22 protein-coding genes are annotated in these 19,204 nt (G+C 61.2%); 8 read left to right on the plus strand and 14 right to left on the minus strand.

Annotated features, from left to right (window positions below):
- Positions 1-116 precede the first annotated feature (116 nt).
- Positions 117-995 carry a glycosyltransferase family 2 protein gene (locus AB4037_RS28470; protein WP_441773783.1) on the plus strand — a complete coding sequence of 293 codons (879 nt, stop codon included), beginning with the start codon at positions 117-119 and terminating at the stop codon, positions 993-995.
- Positions 996-1,020: 25 nt separating this feature from the next.
- Here AB4037_RS28470 and AB4037_RS28475 read toward each other — a convergent pair whose 3' ends face one another.
- From AB4037_RS28475 to AB4037_RS28510, 8 genes are all read right to left on the minus strand, one after another.
- Positions 1,021-1,611 carry a GNAT family N-acetyltransferase gene (locus tag AB4037_RS28475; protein WP_441773784.1) on the minus strand — a complete coding sequence of 197 codons (591 nt, stop codon included), beginning with the start codon at positions 1,609-1,611 and terminating at the stop codon, positions 1,021-1,023.
- A gap of 45 nt (positions 1,612-1,656) precedes the next feature.
- Positions 1,657-1,992 (minus strand): WbqC family protein, encoded by a 336-nt coding sequence (locus AB4037_RS28480; RefSeq protein WP_441773785.1) that lies wholly within the window; start codon positions 1,990-1,992, stop codon positions 1,657-1,659.
- A 20-nt stretch (positions 1,993-2,012) separates the two neighbouring features.
- The gene (locus AB4037_RS28485; RefSeq protein WP_441773786.1) at positions 2,013-2,702 is read right to left on the minus strand and encodes a CatB-related O-acetyltransferase; all 690 of its coding nucleotides are present in this window, start codon (positions 2,700-2,702) and stop codon (positions 2,013-2,015) included.
- A gap of 260 nt (positions 2,703-2,962) precedes the next feature.
- Positions 2,963-3,790, minus strand: coding sequence for a transporter substrate-binding domain-containing protein (locus tag AB4037_RS28490; RefSeq protein ID WP_441773787.1), 828 nt, complete (start codon positions 3,788-3,790; stop codon positions 2,963-2,965).
- Between the two features lie 28 nt (positions 3,791-3,818).
- Positions 3,819-4,469: an amino acid ABC transporter permease gene (locus tag AB4037_RS28495; RefSeq protein WP_434955654.1), complete on the minus strand. Its 651-nt coding sequence runs from the start codon at positions 4,467-4,469 to the stop codon at positions 3,819-3,821.
- Between the two features lie 8 nt (positions 4,470-4,477).
- The gene (locus AB4037_RS28500; RefSeq protein ID WP_441773788.1) at positions 4,478-5,149 is read right to left on the minus strand and encodes an amino acid ABC transporter permease; all 672 of its coding nucleotides are present in this window, start codon (positions 5,147-5,149) and stop codon (positions 4,478-4,480) included.
- Positions 5,150-5,345: 196 nt separating this feature from the next.
- Entirely contained in the window at positions 5,346-5,984 is a 639-nt protein-coding gene (locus tag AB4037_RS28505) for a hypothetical protein (protein WP_441773789.1), read from the minus strand.
- 107 nt (positions 5,985-6,091) lie between these two features.
- The gene (locus tag AB4037_RS28510; RefSeq protein WP_434955657.1) at positions 6,092-7,168 is read right to left on the minus strand and encodes a substrate-binding domain-containing protein; all 1,077 of its coding nucleotides are present in this window, start codon (positions 7,166-7,168) and stop codon (positions 6,092-6,094) included.
- A 240-nt stretch (positions 7,169-7,408) separates the two neighbouring features.
- Here AB4037_RS28510 and AB4037_RS28515 point away from each other — a divergent pair, with 240 nt between their 5' ends.
- The gene (locus AB4037_RS28515) at positions 7,409-8,863 is read left to right on the plus strand and encodes an aldehyde dehydrogenase family protein (RefSeq protein ID WP_441773790.1); all 1,455 of its coding nucleotides are present in this window, start codon (positions 7,409-7,411) and stop codon (positions 8,861-8,863) included.
- 202 nt (positions 8,864-9,065) lie between these two features.
- Complete coding sequence (locus tag AB4037_RS28520; protein ID WP_434955659.1) at positions 9,066-10,031, plus strand: methionyl-tRNA formyltransferase; 966 nt, start codon at positions 9,066-9,068, stop codon at positions 10,029-10,031.
- 61 nt (positions 10,032-10,092) lie between these two features.
- Here AB4037_RS28520 and hppD read toward each other — a convergent pair whose 3' ends face one another.
- Positions 10,093-11,196 (minus strand): 4-hydroxyphenylpyruvate dioxygenase, encoded by a 1,104-nt coding sequence (gene hppD / locus AB4037_RS28525; RefSeq protein WP_441773791.1) that lies wholly within the window; start codon positions 11,194-11,196, stop codon positions 10,093-10,095.
- Between the two features lie 243 nt (positions 11,197-11,439).
- On the opposite strand from hppD, the gene AB4037_RS28530 reads away from it, so the two are divergent.
- The gene (locus AB4037_RS28530) at positions 11,440-11,922 is read left to right on the plus strand and encodes an Lrp/AsnC family transcriptional regulator (protein WP_434959612.1); all 483 of its coding nucleotides are present in this window, start codon (positions 11,440-11,442) and stop codon (positions 11,920-11,922) included.
- Between the two features lie 15 nt (positions 11,923-11,937).
- Here AB4037_RS28530 and AB4037_RS28535 read toward each other — a convergent pair whose 3' ends face one another.
- On the minus strand, positions 11,938-12,795 hold the full coding sequence (locus AB4037_RS28535; RefSeq protein ID WP_434955661.1) for a LysR family transcriptional regulator: 858 nt from the start codon (positions 12,793-12,795) through the stop codon (positions 11,938-11,940).
- 151 nt (positions 12,796-12,946) lie between these two features.
- On the opposite strand from AB4037_RS28535, the gene AB4037_RS28540 reads away from it, so the two are divergent.
- Entirely contained in the window at positions 12,947-14,521 is a 1,575-nt protein-coding gene (locus AB4037_RS28540; RefSeq protein WP_434955662.1) for an MFS transporter, read from the plus strand.
- A gap of 219 nt (positions 14,522-14,740) precedes the next feature.
- Here AB4037_RS28540 and AB4037_RS28545 read toward each other — a convergent pair whose 3' ends face one another.
- The gene (locus AB4037_RS28545; RefSeq protein WP_434955663.1) at positions 14,741-15,172 is read right to left on the minus strand and encodes a winged helix-turn-helix transcriptional regulator; all 432 of its coding nucleotides are present in this window, start codon (positions 15,170-15,172) and stop codon (positions 14,741-14,743) included.
- 89 nt (positions 15,173-15,261) lie between these two features.
- Here AB4037_RS28545 and AB4037_RS28550 point away from each other — a divergent pair, with 89 nt between their 5' ends.
- The 3 genes from AB4037_RS28550 to AB4037_RS28560 are packed head-to-tail and all read left to right on the plus strand — an operon-like array spanning position 15,262 to position 17,783.
- The gene (locus tag AB4037_RS28550) at positions 15,262-16,077 is read left to right on the plus strand and encodes an oxidoreductase (protein WP_441773792.1); all 816 of its coding nucleotides are present in this window, start codon (positions 15,262-15,264) and stop codon (positions 16,075-16,077) included.
- Positions 16,078-16,125: 48 nt separating this feature from the next.
- Positions 16,126-17,127, plus strand: a complete 1,002-nt coding sequence (locus tag AB4037_RS28555) for an NADP-dependent oxidoreductase (protein WP_441773793.1) — start codon at positions 16,126-16,128, stop codon at positions 17,125-17,127.
- A gap of 47 nt (positions 17,128-17,174) precedes the next feature.
- Entirely contained in the window at positions 17,175-17,783 is a 609-nt protein-coding gene (locus AB4037_RS28560) for an HAD-IA family hydrolase (protein ID WP_441773794.1), read from the plus strand.
- Here AB4037_RS28560 and AB4037_RS28565 read toward each other — a convergent pair.
- The 3 genes from AB4037_RS28565 to AB4037_RS28575 are packed head-to-tail and all read right to left on the minus strand — an operon-like array spanning position 17,780 to position 19,166.
- On the minus strand, positions 17,780-18,046 hold the full coding sequence (locus AB4037_RS28565) for a hypothetical protein (protein WP_441773795.1): 267 nt from the start codon (positions 18,044-18,046) through the stop codon (positions 17,780-17,782). The genes AB4037_RS28560 and AB4037_RS28565 overlap by 4 nt on opposite strands.
- A 26-nt stretch (positions 18,047-18,072) precedes the next feature.
- Complete coding sequence (locus AB4037_RS28570; RefSeq protein WP_434955668.1) at positions 18,073-18,603, minus strand: chromate transporter; 531 nt, start codon at positions 18,601-18,603, stop codon at positions 18,073-18,075.
- Positions 18,603-19,166 (minus strand): chromate transporter, encoded by a 564-nt coding sequence (locus AB4037_RS28575; RefSeq protein WP_434955669.1) that lies wholly within the window; start codon positions 19,164-19,166, stop codon positions 18,603-18,605. Before AB4037_RS28575 ends, AB4037_RS28570 begins: the two co-directional genes overlap by 1 nt.
- Between the last annotated feature and the right edge of the window lie 38 nt (positions 19,167-19,204).

Raw genomic sequence — 19,204 nt, forward strand, 5'->3', positions numbered from 1 at the left:
CCTACGCGACGCCAGCGTGATCAAAACGCTCGGACCAGCGCGAGATTTGGTAGTTGCAGCTGTTGCTGCAAAGGAATAGGACATCCCTTGATTGTTGCTGTTAGGAGCCCGCGAGCGTGTCAGAGCCCTGCGTAACTATAGGGATTCCTGTCTACAATGCAGAAGACATGATTGCGGAATGTCTGGACTGTTTATTGAGCCAGACATACAAGAATATTCATGTCGTTATTTCGGATAACGCTTCAACAGACGGCACTCGAGCCATCATTGAGCGATATGCGGCAATCGATAATCGAATTACATATTTGCGGCGGCCTGAGAATGTCGGGCCTGTGAAGAATTTTCGTGGTCTGGTGGACGCTGCGGAGACGCCGTTCTTCCTGTGGCGAGCGCATGATGATTTGTCGTCCGCCGATTATGTCGAGCGGTTGGTAGCCGCTTTTGATAGAACGCCGGATGCCCTACTGGCGGTTCCTACCGTCATGACCTATCGAAACGACCGGCCTGTTACCATTGCGCGTCCTCGAGAGCCGCAGGGAACGCAACTCCGACAGATCGCGGATCTTCTTTATGACTCTCACGCAAGCTGGTTTTACGGAATGTGGCGAACGGATGCCTTGCGTGGAATATTGGACTATGTGAATCGGGCGTACCCGGACCCCTGGGGGTCCGATCATCTGGTGATGTATCCAGTTTTCATACGCAGAGCCGTTGCGATGGCGCCGGAGGCTCAGTTTTCTCAGCGAGTCATCTGGAAGGAGGCCAATCGCTCGATGAGGATCGTGCCGGCTATGCATCTGATCCGGCTGCGGCGAGCCTATTGGAAAGCTTGCCTCCATAATATCGATGAAGCCGGATTTAGCGGAGCAAGGAAGCTTGCCCTGAAGGGAATTACTTTTTTCTATGTCGGTAAAAGGGTTGCCCGAGTTGGGAAGATTACCCGTGTCGCCATCAGACAGGTTTTAGCCTTGTTCAAGAGCAAAACTCGAAAATAAAGAAACTTTGAATTCCAATATAATTCTATAATTGTTTCTCCATCAATATTACATCATAAGATTTATCATCCGTATGAAAATGATTCAGTAGTGTGCCTACAATTCGAAAATTCATCGACTGGTAAAGCGAGAGCGCAGCGAGATTATCTGCTCTGACTTCCAGGAGTATTTTCTCCAGTTGGTATTTTTCCTTTGCCACGGCAACGAGATTCGCCATTGCAAGGCGCCCCAGACCTTGGCCTCGGGCGCTCTGCGCAAGAGCGATCCCAACAAAGCCATACCGGTTGCGATGGTGAATGTTGGTAATCTGGGCAAAGCCTATTGGTTCGTCCGTCGTATCGTCGGCAATGACCATGAAACTGCCATCGGGGTCGCTTTTCCGGCGGTCTAACCATCCCGCGACTGCATCATCATCCGTCGATGCCACCACATTGAGAAGCAGGGCCTGCAGCACGGAATCTCTCCGAAGCGAGGCAAGAAACTCAAAATCGCTGTTTTCCGGAGATCTCAAGCTTACTCGCTTCAATATCGTATTCCTGTTTGCTTGACTGCGTTTCCCAAGAACCCGGTAATACGAAAATGCATGAAGAGTTAGCAGCCTTTTCGTCACTCCCATGAACCATCGCCAGTAGTCGATAGGGGGAGTCTGCCGGTCAACGCGTCATGGCTCCTGCTTTGCCAGAAATTCGCGCCAATGCGTGGTTCGGGGTTGCAGATATTGATGGGCATCGCGGCCGACATGGCCGATCAGGTTGAGGACGGAGAGATGAGGGGTAAAGGCGACATCGCCCTGTGGCCATGGTGTTAGGCTGTAGTCCATATACTCGACGCTCACGCCATTCGATTCGAACGCCTCATGGTCCATATATCGCGCGGCCCCATGTCCGGTAAGATATCGTGTCCCTCCCAAACTGAGGACGATGTCCAGCACGCGCCTCAACCAATGACCTAGCAGGGCGACGATACCCCGCCATTGGTTGAGGCGCTCGCGTTTCATCGTCCAGATGCCTCGGGTACTCAAAGCTGGGCGAGGAACGCGGCTGGGTCCAGCAATAGCGATGCCCTGGCTCGGATGGCCGCATCCGGCCAGGTCCACCAAGCACTGGCCAGCAATTTTTCGATGGTAGCGTCATCGAAGCGGTAGCGGATCAGTTTGGCGGGCACGCCACCCATGATGGCATAGGGAGGCACGTCCCTGGCCACCACCGCGCCGCCGGCGATCACGGCGCCGTGCCCGATGGTGATGCCGGTCATCAGGGTCGCACCCATGCCGATCCAGACATCGTGTCCGATCACGATCGGTTCGTTCTTAGGATAAGGGCGATCGATCGTCTCGTCGACGATTCCCCAGCCTTTGAGGTAGGTGGCGGGGCTGGTCGAGACAAGGTCGAGAGGGTGGTTGCCGCCGGAGACCTTGATCTCGGTCGCAATCGAGCAAAAAGCGCCGATCTCGGCAATCATGGATTGCTTGGTGCAGAGGGGGCGGTATCCGTAACTGTATTTGCCGACGGAGATGCCGAAACGCTGCTTGACCAGTGCCCGCATGAAATCGTCCCGCGGGCCATAGCGGTGGCGCGACCATTTGGCGGCTTTGCGCAAGGCAAAGCGCGGCAGGCCGATTTGTAGTACCCGCCGATGCAGGGCGGAGCGAATGACGATATCATCGGGAGCGTAGGTCAGGGTCGTCGCTTTGGGGGAAATTGCCACGGCAGACTTTCGTTTCTTCGCTATCGTCTCTCTCGGCCAAGTCAGCCCCTATGCGGCGATCGAGAGTGGGACCGCCGGAGCTCCCGTTGCCTACACCAACTCTACCGACTTCCTCAACGGCTTCTTCGAAGGCTGCCGGCTCCTCTTCATCGCGCCACGGAGACAATCGAGAGGAGGCTGCATGACACCAAACATTGGCGGAATTTCCCGGCGCGGCCTATCCGTCGGCCTGGCCAGGAAACTCTGGTTAGGCGCTCATGTCAGAACTTCGGCATCGGCGGCAAGGGGGCCAGCGCAGAGCCGAACCATTTCTGGTTGATCTGGCTGAGCTGTCCGTCAGCCACGATCTCGGCAATGAAACCGTTGCACCATTCCTGCAGGGCGGTGTCGGCCTTGCGGAAGGCCATGCCGTTGGCCTGCTCCTTCATCTTGAACTTGGCCTCGATGCCGAGGCTGGCATAGTCCTTGGTGAGCTGGGCGAGCACGGTATTGGAGGCGCCGATCGACTGCACCTGGCCCGATATCAGAGCCTGAGTGGTGGTGGCGTCGTCGTCAAAACGCATGATCTGGGTGCCGGAGGGGGCGATCTGCGAGACGGTGATGTCCTGCGTCGAGGCGCGGGCCACGCCCACGGTGACGCCGACGAGCTCTTCGGGTTTGGTTACCTTCAGGTCTTTCGGCCCCATGATATAGGTGGTCAGCGTGCTATAAGGATTGGAGAACAACACCTGCTTCATACGCTCGGGCGTGATGCCGAAAGTGGCGATCAAAAGGTCGACCTTGTTGGTGAGCAGATAGGGGATGCGGTTGGGCCCGGTCACCGGCACCAGCTCCAGCGAGACGCCGAGCTTCTTGGCCATCAGGGCGGCGACGTCGGCATCATAACCGGCCGGTTTCTGTTCGGAATCGGTGCCGCCGAAGGGTGGATAGTCGGTAAGGACGCCAACGATCAGCTTGCCGCGCGCCTTGATTTCATCGGGTGTCGCGGCGGCTGCCGGCTCGGCGGCGAGGGGCAGGGCCAAGGCAGCCATGCTGGCGGCGAGGCACAGCCCCAGCCTTCGGCGCGAAATCAGATATGTCAAAGCCATGATCGTGTCCTCCCGTTGATTGAAAATTTCAGCGTCTTGCCACCGTCAGCCGCCGCTCCATGGCGCGGCTCCAGAGCGACAGGGGCCAGCACACCAGGAAATAGGCGAGCGCCACCAGGCCGAAGATGGTGAAGGGCCTGAAGGCGGCGTTGTTGATGATCTGGGCGGCGCGGGTGATCTCGACGAAGCCGATGATCGAGGCGAGCGAAGTGCCCTTGATCAACTGTACCAGGAAGCCGATGGTCGGTGGGATGGCGATGCGTATGGCCTGGGGAATGACCACCTTGAACATGCGCGGCACATAGGTGAGGGCGAGTGCCCGGGCGGCCTCGCTCTGGCCGGGTGGCACCACCTCGATGGCGCCGCGCCAGATCTCGCCGAGGAACGCACTGGCGTTGAGGGAAAGGCCGATCGCCGCCGCCGTCCAGGGATTGACGTCGATGCCGAAGATGCCGGGCACGAAAAAGGCCAGAAAAAGCTGCATCAACAGCGGGGTGCCCTGGAACAGCTTGATATAGCCCATGGCCAGCCAGCGCAGGGGCCGGATTTCGGCCGTGCGCGCCAAGGCGACGAGGAGGCCGCCGAGGCCGCCACCGATGAAGGCGACCACCGAAAGCAGCAGCGTCCAGCGCACGGCCAGCAGGATGTAGAGAATGTCGGCTTCGCTGAGGGTGCGCATGCTGCCTCCTACCGCCGGCTCGGTTGGCGCAGGAAGGCGCGCTCGATGCCAGCGAACAGGCACCAGAACACGATCGACAGGGCCAGATAGACGCTGGTCGCCACGAAATAGACCTCGAAACTGCGGAAGGTACGCGACTGGATGTCACCCGCCGCTGCCGTCAGTTCGCTGGCGGCGATGGCCGAACAGACGCTGGAGTTGAGCATGAGCAGGATGAACTGGCTGGTCAGCGAGGGATAGATCGCCTGAATCGCCGGTTTGAGGATGACGAGGCGGAAGATCTGCAGCGGCTTGAGGCCGAGCGATTTGCCGGCCTCGATCTGGCCCTTGGAGATGCTCTCGATGCCGGCGCGGATGATCTCGATGCCATAGGCGCCGACATTCACCACCAGCGCCAGCAGCGCCGCGCTGTTCGAGGAAAAGCGCAGGCCGAGCGAAGGCAGCCCGAAGAAGATCACGAAGACCTGGATGAGGAAGGGGGTGTTGCGGATCAGCTCGATATAGGCGTCGACGACGTAACGCAGCCAGGTTGGGCTGGAGGTCTTGGCGAGCGCGCCGACCACCGCCACCACCATGCCGATCGCCATCGCCAGCCCGGAGAGGACGAGAGTGTGCAGGGCGCCGGCGGCAAGCTCCGGCCAATAGGCGAAGACGTCAGCGAACTCGAATTCGTAACTCATGCCGTCCGCTCTCGCGGCAGTCCAGTATCGGCTCGGACGGAACGGCCCACGCGGCGTCTCCCTCTGACGTTCCCGTTAAGCGCCCGATCTTCGTGGGCCTCGATCGATGGAACGCAGCTTTGCATGGATGGCCGGCAGGGTGAAGCGCCAGCCGGGAAGATATCCAAGGATATTGGAAAGACCGCGCGTTGGGCGGTCAGTGAGCCTTGCCGGGCAGGATCAGGCCGGGTGAGACGGCGCCGAGCACGATCGGCTTGTCCTTGCCACAATGGAACGAGCGGGCGTGCTCGTCAGCGATCTTACGCGCCAGGGCATTGGCGCCGGCATTGGCCCGGGCATCGACATAGCCGAGGTGACAGGTGCCATCCTTGCCGAGCCGGGTGACGACGAGCACGCGGCCGGAGGCGGGCGAGGGACCCTTGGCATCGGATTTGTGGTCGGCTTCCGTCATCACCTGCCATTGCAGGATGGTGGCGAATGGTTGTTGCTCGCCGGCAGCGAGACGCCATTCCACTGTACCCTGATAGGCACTGTTGAAACCGGTGAAGGTTTCGTTGGCCGCGATGTCGTTGGCGCCGGCCTTGCCGAAGCTCACGAACATGCGCTGGTCGCCGGCGGCAAGCCGCACCGGCAGGCCTCTATAGCCCGGGCAGCGCCAGGTGCCGTAGTCCTCCTCGTCGCTTCCCGGCTGGTGGGGGCATTTGGCGGTATCGAAGCTGGTATAGGCGCTGGTGAAGGGCTCGGCCGCAAGGACGCCGGAAGAGAGCAGCAGCAGGACGGCCAGCCCCAGCAGGAAGCTGGCGAAAAGGGTCTCCGCGATGTCGTTGCGTGTCATGGCGCTCCTCCTGTCTTCCCGGTTTCGCTGACGCCCTTCTAGGGCCGCCTCGACGAAGACACTGTGCAGGATGACACGGAGCCGGCTCGGCGAGCGGCAGAGCAGGACTACTCCGACCGGCGGAAGACATCCCGGATGGTCTTGATCGCGCCGGCTTCCTTCACGCGATAGCCCGGCAATTGCGAGATGGCGGTGTGAAATTCCTGGCCGCGCATGACCGCCAGCACGCGCTGCATGGCGGGCTGGTCGAGGATCTGCTTGTGGCACACGAAGACATAGTCTTCGGTGAGGAGGCGCACGAAGTCGAGGCCGAACTGCCGGGCGGCTGCCTCGACCCCGAAGGCCACGTCGGCGAGACCGCTGGCGACATAGGCGGCGACGGCGGCATGGGTGAATTCGGAATGTTCATAGCCGTTGATCCGGCTGCCATCGATGGCATGCTGGGCCAGAAGCTGTTCGAAGACGAGCCTCGTGCCTGAATCCGGATCCCGATTGACGAAACGGATCGATGGTTCGAGCAGCTTTTCCAGCCCGTCTATCCCGCGCGGATTGCCACGCTGCACGATAAGGCCGACCTCGCGCGTTACGAAGGAGATCACTCGGTGCAGATTCGGGTTGAGCCAGCCCTTGCTGGCAGCGATCGCGCGCTTGCGCAACTCACCCTGCGGCAGATGCATGCCGGCGAGGTCGCAGCCGTCATGGACCAGCGAGACCAGTGAGCTCTGGTTGCTGACATAGCGAAAATCGATGTCGATATCCGGCTCTCGGCTGAGAAGCTCGCGCAGCTTGGGCACAGCGAAGCCGTGGCTGGCATGGATGCGCAGCACCAGCGGCCCGTGCGGCAGCATCTGGTTGATTTCGGTTTCCAGTTCCTGCGAGAGATTTTGCAGCAGCGGTCCCAGCCGCGCTTCCAGCCGCTGTCCCGCCCAGACCAGTTTCTCCCCGAAGGGTGTGAGGCTGGTGCCGCTGCCTTGCTTGCGGACGACTATGGGCGTGCTGAAGAATTCGGACCATTTCTCGATCAGGTTCCAGGCGTGGCGATAGGAAACACGCGCCTTGTCCGCGGCGGCGGTGATCTTTCCGGTGGCGCGGATCTCGGCGAGGAAGTCCAACATGATCTGGAGCGATTGCGCATCTTCCTGCCGGCGAAAACGCCAAACGGGCTCGATCTCGATCCGGATCATGCTCTCCCTCCGACTCGAAGCTTTGCGGCGAGTGCGCCAGCATATGAAATTGAATTCATATTATATCCGTCACAACATAGGATCGTTCGTTCATAACTCTAGCGGTGTTTATAAGCAGAAGATTTCATATTCCCATGATTTTATTAGGTAACTAGCATCATTTCTGTCCTGCGGCCGACGGCCTTCGTCGCCGACAACAAGATAAAATATGAACTATAATACATATATGGGAGCTCTAGCGTGCTTAAACGGGTTTATGGCGACATACATGATCTCTTGATCGACGGCCGCCGGGTCGCGGCCGCATCCGGTCGCAGTTTCGAGACACTCAATCCCGCGACCGGCGAAGTCGTGGCCCGGGTGGCGGAGGCAGATGCCGGTGATGTCGATGCCGCCGTCCGTTCGGCTCGTGCGGCCTTCGAGGGCAGTTGGTCGCGGATGAAGGCCAGCGAGAGAGGAGCGTTGCTCCTGAAACTGGCAGATCTCATCCGCCGCGATGCGGATGAATTGGCACGGTTGGAGAGCCTCGATTCCGGCAAGACAGTTTCCGCCATTCGCCGCCAGGACCTGCCCGCCGTTCTCGACACGCTCACCTATTATGCCGGCATGGCCGACAAGATTAATGGCCAGGTCATACCGGCTCGCACTGACGCTTTGACCTATACGATGCGTGAGCCGCTGGGGGTTGTCGGCGCCATCATTCCCTGGAACTTCCCGCTGATGATCGGCATGTGGAAGATCGCGCCCGCGCTGGCCTGCGGTTGCACCGTGGTGCTCAAGCCCGCCGAACTGACGCCCCTCACGGCCCTGAAGATCGGCGAACTCGCGCTGGAGGCAGGCTTTCCCGCCGGCGTTCTCAACGTCGTGCCGGGGTTTGGCAAGATTGCCGGCCAGGCGCTCGTCGATCACATGGATGTCGACAAGATCACCTTCACCGGCTCACCTGTGGTCGGACGCCAGATCCTGCAGGGGGCGATCGGCAATCTCAAGCGCGTGACGCTCGAACTGGGCGGCAAGTCGGCCAACGTCATCTTCCCGGACGCCGACCTCGACGCCGCTGCCAAGGCCGCGGGAGCCGGAATCTTCTTCAATACGGGGCAGGTCTGTTCGGCCGGCTCGCGCATTCTCGTGCATGAGAGCGTCTATGACGAGATGGTCGAGCGGCTGGCGGCGCGCGCCCGCTCTATCCACCTCGGGGATCCCCTGGAGGCATCGACCACGATGGGGCCACTGGTCTCGGAAGTGCAGATGAAGCGGGTGCTTGATTATATCGACATCGGCCGCAAGGAAGGGGCTTCTATTGTCACCGGCGGTGCCAGGCATGGCAAGACCGGCTATTTCGTCGAGCCGACCGTCTTTGCCGGCGTCCAGCATGAGATGCGTATCTCCCAGGAGGAAATCTTCGGGCCTGTCGCGGCCGTCATCCCATTCAAGGACGAGGAAGATGCCATCCGCCTGGCCAATGGCACGGTCTACAGCCTGGCTGCTGGTGTCTGGACCGGGGATATCGGCCGGGCGCACCGCTTTACCCGGCGGCTGAAGGCCGGCACGGTCTGGGTCAATACCTATGGTCCCACCGACGTCCGCCTGCCCTGGGGTGGCACGCGCGATTCAGGCTTTGGCCGCGAGCATGGCGATGCCGCCATCGACAATTTCACCGAGCCCAAGGTGGTGTGGATCAACACCGGCGCCTGACCAAAGCAGGTGCCGGAAAACCATGTTGCGGTTTTCCGGCAAGAATCTGCGTCAAGACAAGAATCTAAGCAGACGAAGCGGCGGCGGAGCCACGCAAGTTTGCTTGGCGCCGGCCTGAATGCCGGGTCCCCGAGACATGGAGCGTTTTCCAACCCCGCGCGAGCGGGGACGGAGCTTCTTTGCCTGAATTCATGGAGAAATCATGCGTATCGCAATCATTGGCCAGCAAGCGTTCGGCAAGAGCGTGCTGGAAGCCTTTCTGGCCCGCGGCGACGAGGTGGCGGCCGTCTTCTGTGCTCCCGAAAAGCCGGGTGCACGGCCCGATCCGCTCCGCCTCGCCGCCGAGGAGCGGGGGCTCAAGCTGTTCCAACTGCCCAATCTCAAGAGCCCGGCAGCCGAAGGCGCCTTGCGCGCGCTCGATGTCGATCTCGCCGTCATGGCCTATGTGCTGCAATTCGCGCCGCAGTCCTTCGTCAACATCCCAAGGCACGGCACGATCCAGTACCATCCGTCCCTGCTGCCGCTATATCGGGGCCCGAGTTCAATCAACTGGCCGATCATCAAGGGGGACAGACAGACGGGCCTCACCATCTTCCGCCCGACGGACGGACTCGACGAGGGACCGGTGATCCTGCAGAAGACCGTCGCGATCGGCCCGAATGACACGCTCGGCAGCATCTATTTCGACCATCTCTTTCCCTTCGGCGTCGAGGCCATGCTGGAGGCGGCGGACGTGGTCGTGGCTGGTCGCCATGCGGAACACACCCAGGACGAGAACCTCGCCTCCTATGAGGGCTGGTGCCGGGATGCCGAGGCCAGGGTCAATTGGAATGCCCATGCCGAGGCCATTCACAATCTCATCCGAGGCTGCGATCCTGCTCCCGGTGCCTGGACGACGGTGCAGGGCCGGAAGGTCCGCCTGTTCGGCAGCGTGATGCGGCGGGTACGCCGTTTTGGCGATGTTGCCGGAAAGGCCGGGGAGATCACTGCCATCGGTGAGCAGGGCATTGCGATTGCGGCGCAAGGAGGCATGATCGAGATTGCCACCGTCCGCAACGATGCCGGGCAGAAGCAATCGGCCGCCGCCTTTGCAAAGTCGCACGGTCTTTCGGTCGGGGATCGCTTCGAATCCGGTGCCGATGTCGATCTCGCTGCTGCTGCGGGCTGAAAGCTGAGACAAGAGTGCCGACGCCGCAACGGCGTCGGTTTCCCGGCGCTGCCGGAAGGGCCTATTCGGCAGCCAGCGCGCCGCGTCGGATCTGGTCCTCCTCGATCGACTCGAATAAGGCACGGAAATTGCCCTCGCCGAAGCCTTCGTCGCCCTTGCGCTGGATGAATTCGAAGAAGATCGGGCCGATCACGGTCTTGGAGAAGATCTGCAAGAGGATCTTGGTCATGCCACCGTCGCGCACGCCTTCTCCGTCGATCAGGATGCCGTGCTTCTTCATGCGCTCTATCGGCTCGTCATGGCCGTTCACCCTGGCATGGGAGCGCTCGTAATAGGTGTTGGGCGGGCCCGGCATGAATTTCAGGTTGTTGGCGGCCAGTTTGTCGACCGAGTCGTAGATTCCCTCGGTGCCGACGGCGATGTGCTGGATGCCTTCGCCATGATATTTCTTGAGGAATTCCTCGATCTGGCTGGTGTCATCCTTGGACTCGTTGAGCGGGATGCGGATCTTGCCACAGGGCGAGGTGATGGCGCGGCTGACGAGGCCGGTGATGCGGCCGTCGATGTTGAAGAAGTGGATCTGCTTGAAGCCGAACAGTTCACGGTAGAAGGCCCACCATTTGTCCATGTTGCCGCGATAGACATTGTGGGTGAGGTGGTCGAGATAATAGAAGCCGACACCGGCCGGCTTTGGATCGTGCTCGCCCAGCCAGTCGAATTCCCGGGCGTAGGCCGAGCCTTTTTCGCCATAGGCGTCGATGAAATAGAGCAGGGAACCGCCAATGCCGACGATGGCCGGCACGTCGAGCGTCTTGTCGTTGCCTTCATAGGGCGTGGCGCCCCGGGCCACCGCATGCTCGAAGGCGTGCTTGGCATCGACCACGCGCCAGGCCATGGAGGGCGCGCAGGGGCCATGGGTTTCGACGAAGCGCAAGGCGTGGCTGCCAGGCTCGGCATTGACGATGTAGTTGATGTCGCCCTGACGCCAGACCGTGATGTCCTTGGTCTTATGGGTGGCGACAGGCACATAGCCCATGCTGGTGAACAGCGCCTGGAGCTTGGCGGGGTCGGGATGAGCGAATTCGACGAATTCGAACCCATCCGTTCCGGCGGGATTGTCGGTGGTAATGGCCGCCGGCGGCGCGTCATGCGGGAAAGGGCCCATATTTTCCTCCTGCCATAGCGTTTTGCGATTTGACGGAGCCGGCAAGGATCGCAAAGACGTGTCGTAACAAATAGCTAGAGCAAAGAGGCGTTCAGCCATGAATGCGCTTTGCTCTAGGAGGGCGATGATGCGCCCTCCGCTTTGTGAGGAATTGTGCCACTGAGCGCATGCAATGTGCTTGCATCTTTCGCGTGATCGGCAAAAACTATGCACGAAACGCGCATGAAATCACGGATTGATGCAATGATCGATCTCGACGCTTATGATCTCCGAATCCTGTGGGAGCTGCAGCGCGACGGTCGCCTGACCAATATCGAACTGTCCGAGAAGATCGCGCTATCAGCCTCGCAATGCTCGCGCCGGCGCTCTCGCCTGGAGGCGACAGGGGTGATCTGCGGCTATCAGGCCAGCCTCGATCCGCACAAGATCGGGCTCGACCTCCTGGTGGTGATTTCAGTGACGCTCGCCACCCACAACCGCGACAATGCCCGCAAATTCGCCCAGCTGGTCAATGACCTGCCCGAGGTGCTGGAGGCCTATGCCCTCACCGGTGAGATGGACTACCACCTCAAAGTGGCGACACGCGGGCTTGCCGGCCTGTCGCGCTTCGTCAACGAGGTGCTGCTGCCCCATGATTCCGTGCAGCACGTGAAGACCTCGATCGTCCTGGACACGCTGAAGCGTTTCGAAGGGCTGCCGCTCTCCAGCCCGCACGAGGAAGAATGATGCTTGCTCCGTGCCTCAGCTCGTTCGGTGTTCCCGGAAGGCCGTGGTGAGGATGCGCAGGGCATCCCGCGCCCGCGGCGACAGGGCGTTGCAATGCAAGATAATCTGCGATGGCGGCAAGGGGGGCAGGCCGAGCTTGGCGCTGACTTCGATCACGCCGGGCGGGGCGACGCGGTGGGCGAGGGCCGCGACCGCGACGCCGGCGGAAACGGCAAGGTTAAGGGCCGAGCCACCGCCGCCGACGAAGGTCTCGCTCCAGGCCAGGCCCGCTTGCTCGAGAGCTTCCGTGGAGCGCAGGCGATCGGGGCAGGTTTCGCACATGCTCAACATGGCGAGCGGCAAGGGATCTTCGCGCCGCCATTCGAAGCTGGGTGAGGCGTACCAGCCGTAGTGGGTCGCCGAAAGTGGCGTGCCCGGCCGTCGATCGTCCTCGTTATGGACGATGACGGCGTCGAGCCCGCCTTCGTCGAGAGCGGCCATCAGCATGGTGGTGGTGTCGATCTTCACCTTCAAGGTGAGCGTCGGGTCGTGGGCGTTGAGCTGCGCCAACAGGGCGGGCAGTTCGGGGCCGGCGACATGATCGACGAAGCCGAGTGACAGCCGGCAGGGCGCCGAAGCGAATTCGGCGATCGCCCGCTCATGGGCTGCGATGAAGTCGCGGGCGGCTGGCAGGAAGGCGGCGCCGCGCGGTGACAGGCGCACCCGCCGCGGCGTGCGCTCGATCAGCCTTGCGCCGAGCTTTTCTTCCAGCCGCCTCAGCTTGACGCTGATGGTGGCCTGCGTGCTGGCCAGCGCCTCGGCGGCCCTGGTGAAACTCTGCAGGTCTGCCACCATCACGAAGGCCTTGACGGCGTCGACATCCAGCGTCGTCATCGTATCAATTCCATTTTGTCATTTCTGAAATAGATGATGATCGTCTTTTTATATGATCAGCCATCTTCTATGTGAGGACAACCGTCTTTTTCAAGAGCCGGGGGAGGAGTGCGCGGCCATCGCCGCCGGCCCCGGACCGGGTTGTTCGATCATGACTTTTCAGACAGGGCGCAATGCTGTCGCATTGGCGGGCGTATGTCTCGCTTCCCTCTTGTTCGGGCTGGAGATTTCCAGCGTGCCGGTCATCTTGCCGACCCTTGAAACCGCGCTCAAGGCGGATTTCAAGGATCTGCAGTGGATCATGAATGCCTATACCATCGCCTGCACCACCGTCTTGATGGCGACTGGCACCCTGGCCGATCGTTTCGGCCGCAAGCGCGTGACGGTGATCACCACCATCGCCTTCGCCATGGCCTCGTTGATCTGCGGCCTTGCCCAGGATTCGTTGGTGCTAATCGTTGCCCGTTTCTTGCAGGGCCTGGCAGGCGGGGCGATGTTGCTGTGCACCGTGGCTGTGCTCTCGCACCAGTTCCAGGACGGCACCGAGCGCGGCCGGGCCTTCACGGCCTGGGGCATCGTCTCGGGTATCGGCCTCGGTTTCGGGCCGCTGATCGGCGGCCTGATCGTCTCGCTTTCCAACTGGCAGTGGGTGTTCCTCATCCATGTGCCGCTTGCGGCCGTGGCGCTGCTTCTCATCGGTGTCGGCGTCAGGGAATCGCGCGATCCCCAGGCCAAGCGCATCGATTTGGCCGGTATCGTCACGCTGTCCCTGGCCGTGTTCGGTTTCTCCTATCTGATCACCCAGGGAGCCGACCTGGCACCGGCCATGCGCTGGGGCGCCGCGGCAGTGGCCATCGTCGCCTTCGTTGCCTTTCTGGTGGCCGAAAAGATCAGCCCGCATCCGATGTTCGACTTCTCGGTGTTTCGCATCCGGCAGTTCTCGGGCGCGATCATGGGCTGCATCGGCATGAATTTCAGCTATTGGCCCTTCATCATCTATCTGCCGATCTATGTCTCCAGCGGTCTTGGCTATGATGCCACCCAGGCCGGTTTGCTGCTCTTGGCCTATACATTGCCCTTCATGGTCGGCCCGCCACTCGGGGAGGCCTTGCGTCGGCGCTATCAGGCGCGGATCGCCATTCCCCTCGGCCTGCTGACGATCGGCCTCGGTTTCATCGCCATGAAGATCGGTGCCGGCGTCGAGGGTGCCAATTGGCTGACCCTGCTGCCGGGCCTCCTGATCGCCGGCCTCGGCATCGGCATCACCTCGACGCCCACCACCAATACCACCACCGCTTCGGTATCGCCGGATAGGGCCGGCATGGCCTCCGGCATCGATATCAGTGCCCGCCTGATCACCCTGGCCCTCAATATCGCGGTGATGGGTCTCGTCCTGGTCGAGGGCATCCGGGCCTCGCTGCAGGCGAGCCTTGGGGCGGCGCTGGGAACCGAGGAATTGCGGACGCTGGCGGAGAAGGTTGCCGCCGGCAATCTCGCCAGCCTGACCCAGGCCGTGCCCAAACTCGCCGGGGCGGATCCGACCGGCGCTCTCGTCCACGCCGCGCTAGTCGACGGCTTCGGGCTGGTGATGCTCTATGGCGGCATCGGCGTGATCGTGCTGGCCATTCTCAGCTATCTGATCTTCGGATCCGGACAGGCACAGACGGTGGGCAAGGCCGAACGCGAAGTTGCGCCTTCGCCTGCTGTCGCTCTGAAAGGGGAATGAAGTATTCGACCGTATACAGAAGGCAAAATAGTCGAGCGGCGCCGTTGAACCTATCGGCGCCGCAATGCTTTTCTAGGCTCAGAACCTAAGAGTCCGACATCCGCATTTGGCAGCAACTCCCTGAGACGTCGCTCGACGACCGGAGCGTCACCGGCCCCCCAACTGGAAGCGAGCTTTCAACAGGAGTTGTCAGGCGCGGCTTTATCTGCCGTGGGCAGACTATTCGGGCGCGGCGATACGAATAGGACGTGTTCCGACAGGAGCGCCGGTCTGGCGGTCGATGGTGACGGGATCGATCTCCGTTCCGGTCTCAGCGTCGAAGAACCGGGTCACCTTGCCTCCGCCGCGATGTTTGCGTCCCCAGGCACCGATCGCAAACAGCACCGGCAGAAAGTCGCGGCCGGCTTCCGTCAACACATATTCGTCCCGCGGCGGACGGTCGGAATAGCGGCGTTTCTCCAGCAGCCCGTCGTCGGTCAGGGCTGAAAGCCGCCCCGTCAGCATCGTCGGCGCGATACCGAGGCTCTTGCGAAAATCATCGAAGCGGGTCAGCCCCGCATGGGCATCGCGCAGGATCAGCATGCTCCATGCGTCACCCACAAGCGCCAGGCTGCGGGCGATCAGACATGGCTGATCCGAAAGCTTTTTCATGTCAGTATCTTTTTAGTAGTGACTTACTATCGAATTGATAGTAATGGATCGCTCATCGATGTTCCACGATAAAATGAAAGCCGAACCTGATGAGCAAGACAGAACGCGGCATTGCCCTGGTCACGGGGGCCTCCTCCGGCATCGGGCTGGTGACCGCACAGGCGCTGCGTCGCGATGGCTACCGTGTCTTCGGCACCAGCCGAAAGCCGATGCCCGACACTGCGGACGGAATCACGATGCTGATCTGCGACGTAACCAGCGATGCCTCCGTTCAGAGCCTCGTCGACGAGGTCCTGAGCCGCGCGGGGCGGATCGATCTTCTGGTCAATAACGCTGGTCTCGGCCTCCTAGGGGGCGCTGAGGAATCCTCGGTTGCACAGGTGCAAGCCCTGTTCGACGTCAATCTGTTCGGCGTCATCCGCATGACCAATGCCGTGTTGCCGTCGATGCGGCGGCACGGCAAAGGACGCATCATCAACATCGGCTCGATCTTGGGCCTCATACCTGCGCCGTATGCGGCTCATTATTCAGCGGCAAAACACGCAATCGAGGGCTATTCGGAATCACTGGATCACGAAGTTCGTGCCTTCAATATTCGCGTCTCGGTTATCGAGCCGGCGTTCGTCCGCACTGTCTTCGACCAGAATGGGATTAAGCCGGATTCCATCTTGAATGAATATGATGGCGCTCGAGCTGGCCTCCACGCGCTCCTTCGCGACGTGATGCCCAAAGCCGATCTGCCAGATGTCGTGGCCGCTGTGGTGGTCAAGGCCGCGACCGACGCCCGTCCGCGACGCCGCTATACCGCTGGCAAGGCGGCGCAGCAGATCGGCATACTGCGCCGGTTTGCCCCTTCAGATGTATTCGACAAGAGTTTGCGCAAACAGTTTCGTTTGCCGGTCTGACGGCATTGCTCGGTCTGCCTGCTTTCCATAGAAACGAAAGTCAATCTAATGAGATCATTCCTGATTGACCGCTACACGAAAGGCGGTGTTCTGCGGCTCAGCGAAAGTCCCGAGCCAGCGTTGCTTGCGAATGACGTCATGGTGGAGATTCGAGCCGCCGGCGTGAACCTCCTCGACAGCAAGATCAGGGACGGGGAGTTCAAGTTGATCCTGCCCTACCGCGTTCCCCTGGTGCTGGGCAACGATGTAGCTGGCGTGGTGGTGCGGGTCGGGGCCAATGTCCGGCGCTTCAAGCCTGGCGACGAGGTCTACGCACGTCCGGCCCAGGATCGCATCGGGACTTTTGCCGAGTATATCGCCATGGACGAGGCCGATGTAGCGATCAAGCCGAACAATCTGAGTATGATCGAGGCTGCATCCATTCCGCTTGTCGCCCTGACGGCCTGGCAGACGCTGGTCGAGCGGGCCGAGTTGCAGAAGGGGCAGAAGGTTCTGATCCATGCCGGCTCGGGCGGGGTGGGCACGATCGCGATCCAGCTTGCCAAGCATCTGGGGGCTCATGTGGCCACGACCACGAGTACGGCCAATATCGCTCTTGTGAAAAGTCTCGGCGCGGACGTCGTGGTCGACTACAAGAAGGATGATTTCGAGAAAGTGCTGCAGGGTTACGATGTCGTGCTGAACAGCCTCGGGAAGGATACGCTGGAAAAATCCCTTGCTGTGCTGAAGCCGGGCGGCAAGCTCATCTCGATTTCTGGTCCGCCGGATCCGGACTTCGCGAGACAGAATGGCTCGGGCTGGCTGCTTCAACAGGTCATGCGCCTGCTGAGCTCCGGTATTAGGAGAAAATCGAGACGGCAAAAAATCAGCTATTCGTTTCTCTTTATGACAGCCAACGGCGGGCAACTTGGTAAGATCACTTCCCTGATCGAGGCGGGCGGCATACGCCCGGTAATTGACTCGGTTTTCCCGTTCGAGAGGACCAACGAAGCACTGAACTATGTCGAAACGGGTCGTGCGAAGGGGAAGGTCGTCGTCGCTGTGAAGTGACGTCTAGAGACCAATAGAGGTCAGCGGATTTGAAAGCAGGAAGCATCATGTCGTCTTCGCCGTTCCAAGCGCTCGTCTTCGATCTCGGCGGCGTCGTGGTGGAGCACGACAATGCCGTGCTGTTCGAGCGCCTGGCTTCACGCTGCCATCCCTCCTGGACGCCCGAGGAGGTGGTGGGCTTGTTCCGGCAATCGCGTTGGGGCACGGGAACAGCGATCCGCCTGTTTCACCAGCAATTGGCCGAGGCTGGCGGGTATGAGGCTTCATGGGACGTTTTCGTCGAGGACTGGAGCTGCCATCTCGCCGTCAATCCCTCCATGCTTGCCGTCATGGAGCGCCTGGCGAAGCGCAACCGGGTGATGATCTTCTCGAACACCAATCAAGAGCATTGGGATTTCGTCAAGAAGGCATCGGGCGGCGTACTGGCCGGTTTCGAGCCCTATCTCAGCCATGAGATAGGGCATGAGAAACCCTCGCTGCGTTCCTTCCAGGTGGTGGCCGAGAAGGCCGGCATCGATCCTGCCAGCTCCATCTTCTTCGACGACCTGTCCGCCAATGTGGACGGCGCCCGGCAGGCTGGTTTCCAGGCCGAAGTGTTTCTGGGTGAACCTTGGCTCCTGTCTTACCTGGAAGCCCGCGGTGTTGCCTTGGGCTAAGCCTCGAAGTCAGCGGCGGATCGGACACCACGCTCCTGCTTCAGGAACAGCCTGCCTGCTTCGGTCACGCCGACCATGGCATTGCCATCGATCCAGTTGCGCGCAACGAAACCTCGATCATTGGCCTCTTCCCATACCGGTAGTCGCGGACACGATGTCCGCCAGGCGTCCATGACCTCGGCATAGGGGCGGTCATTGTGCGACAGCCAGGCCAGGAGGTCACACAGCAGGGGAACGAGTGTGTCGGATGCCGGTGTTGCCATGATCGAAAACCCTCTTCGTCCTCGCCTCAGAATTGGGCAAGCCCGCTCAGTCCGATCGCGGCGCCTCCCGCCAGTACCAGAAGCGGATGTATGCGCGTCGTCGCGGTGAGCAAGGCGGAAACCGCGATGATGCCGGCCAGCAGCCAGGTCTCGGCGGAGGCTTCGGCGATCACCGAGGCACTCGCCGTGACCAGTCCCACCGTCATCGGCAGCAGGCCCGCCTGCACCTTCTGCCGCCAGGGCCGGTCGCGAAAGCGGTCCCAGAGCCTGAGGGCAACACCGGTGATGAGGGAGGAGGGGCCGAATTTGGCCAGCGAGGTCACCAATACCCCCGGCAATCCGGCGACATGCCAGCCCACGAGCGGCACGATCATCATGTTCGGGCCGGGGGCGGCCTGCGCCAGGGCGAACATTGCGCCGAATTGCTGCGCCGACATCCAGTGATGGATATCGACTACCTGCCGGTGCATCTCGGGCAGGATGGTATTGCCGCCGCCGAAAGCGAGCAGCGAAAGCTCGGTGAAGATCAAAACGAGGCTCAGCAGGGTCGACGCCATCACGCTTTCCTCCAGGCCAGGAGGATGCCGAGGGGGGCCAGGACCAGCATGGTCGCGAGCAGGGGCAGGCGCAGGATGGCGATCGCAAGGAAGCACGCGCAGGCGATCACGATACCAGCGGGGTCGCGCCGCAGCGGACGGGCGACCTTGATCGCCATCGAGACGAGAAGTCCCGCCGCGGCCGCCGAAAGCCCCGCGAAGAGGTGGTGGACATGCGGATCGGCGTGGAAGCGATCATAGAGCACGCCGAGACCGATGACGATTGCCGTCGGAGCGGCGATCAAGCCCAGCAGGGCCGCGCAGGCGCCGGCTACGCCGCGAAAGCGCAAACCGATGGCGACCGACATGTTGATGATGTTGCCGCCTGGCAGGAATTGGCACAGGCCCAGGAGGTCGGCGAATTCCTGCGCGCTCAACCAGCGGCGCTCTTCCACGACCATGCGGCGTGCCAGCGGCAGTACGCCGCCGAAGCCGATCAGGCCCAGAGTGAGGAAACCACCGAAGAGGTCGGCAATGTCGGGGGATCTTCTCTCCATCGGGAGGGAAGGGGTTGCTGCGTCCATGATGATGTCGGGCCTAGCTTCGAGAATTTGCGCTGAAG

Origin of the sequence: Labrys sp. KB_33_2, assembly GCF_052114505.1 — a bacterium.
In the GTDB taxonomy this organism is placed as follows: Bacteria; Pseudomonadota; Alphaproteobacteria; order Rhizobiales; family Labraceae; genus Labrys.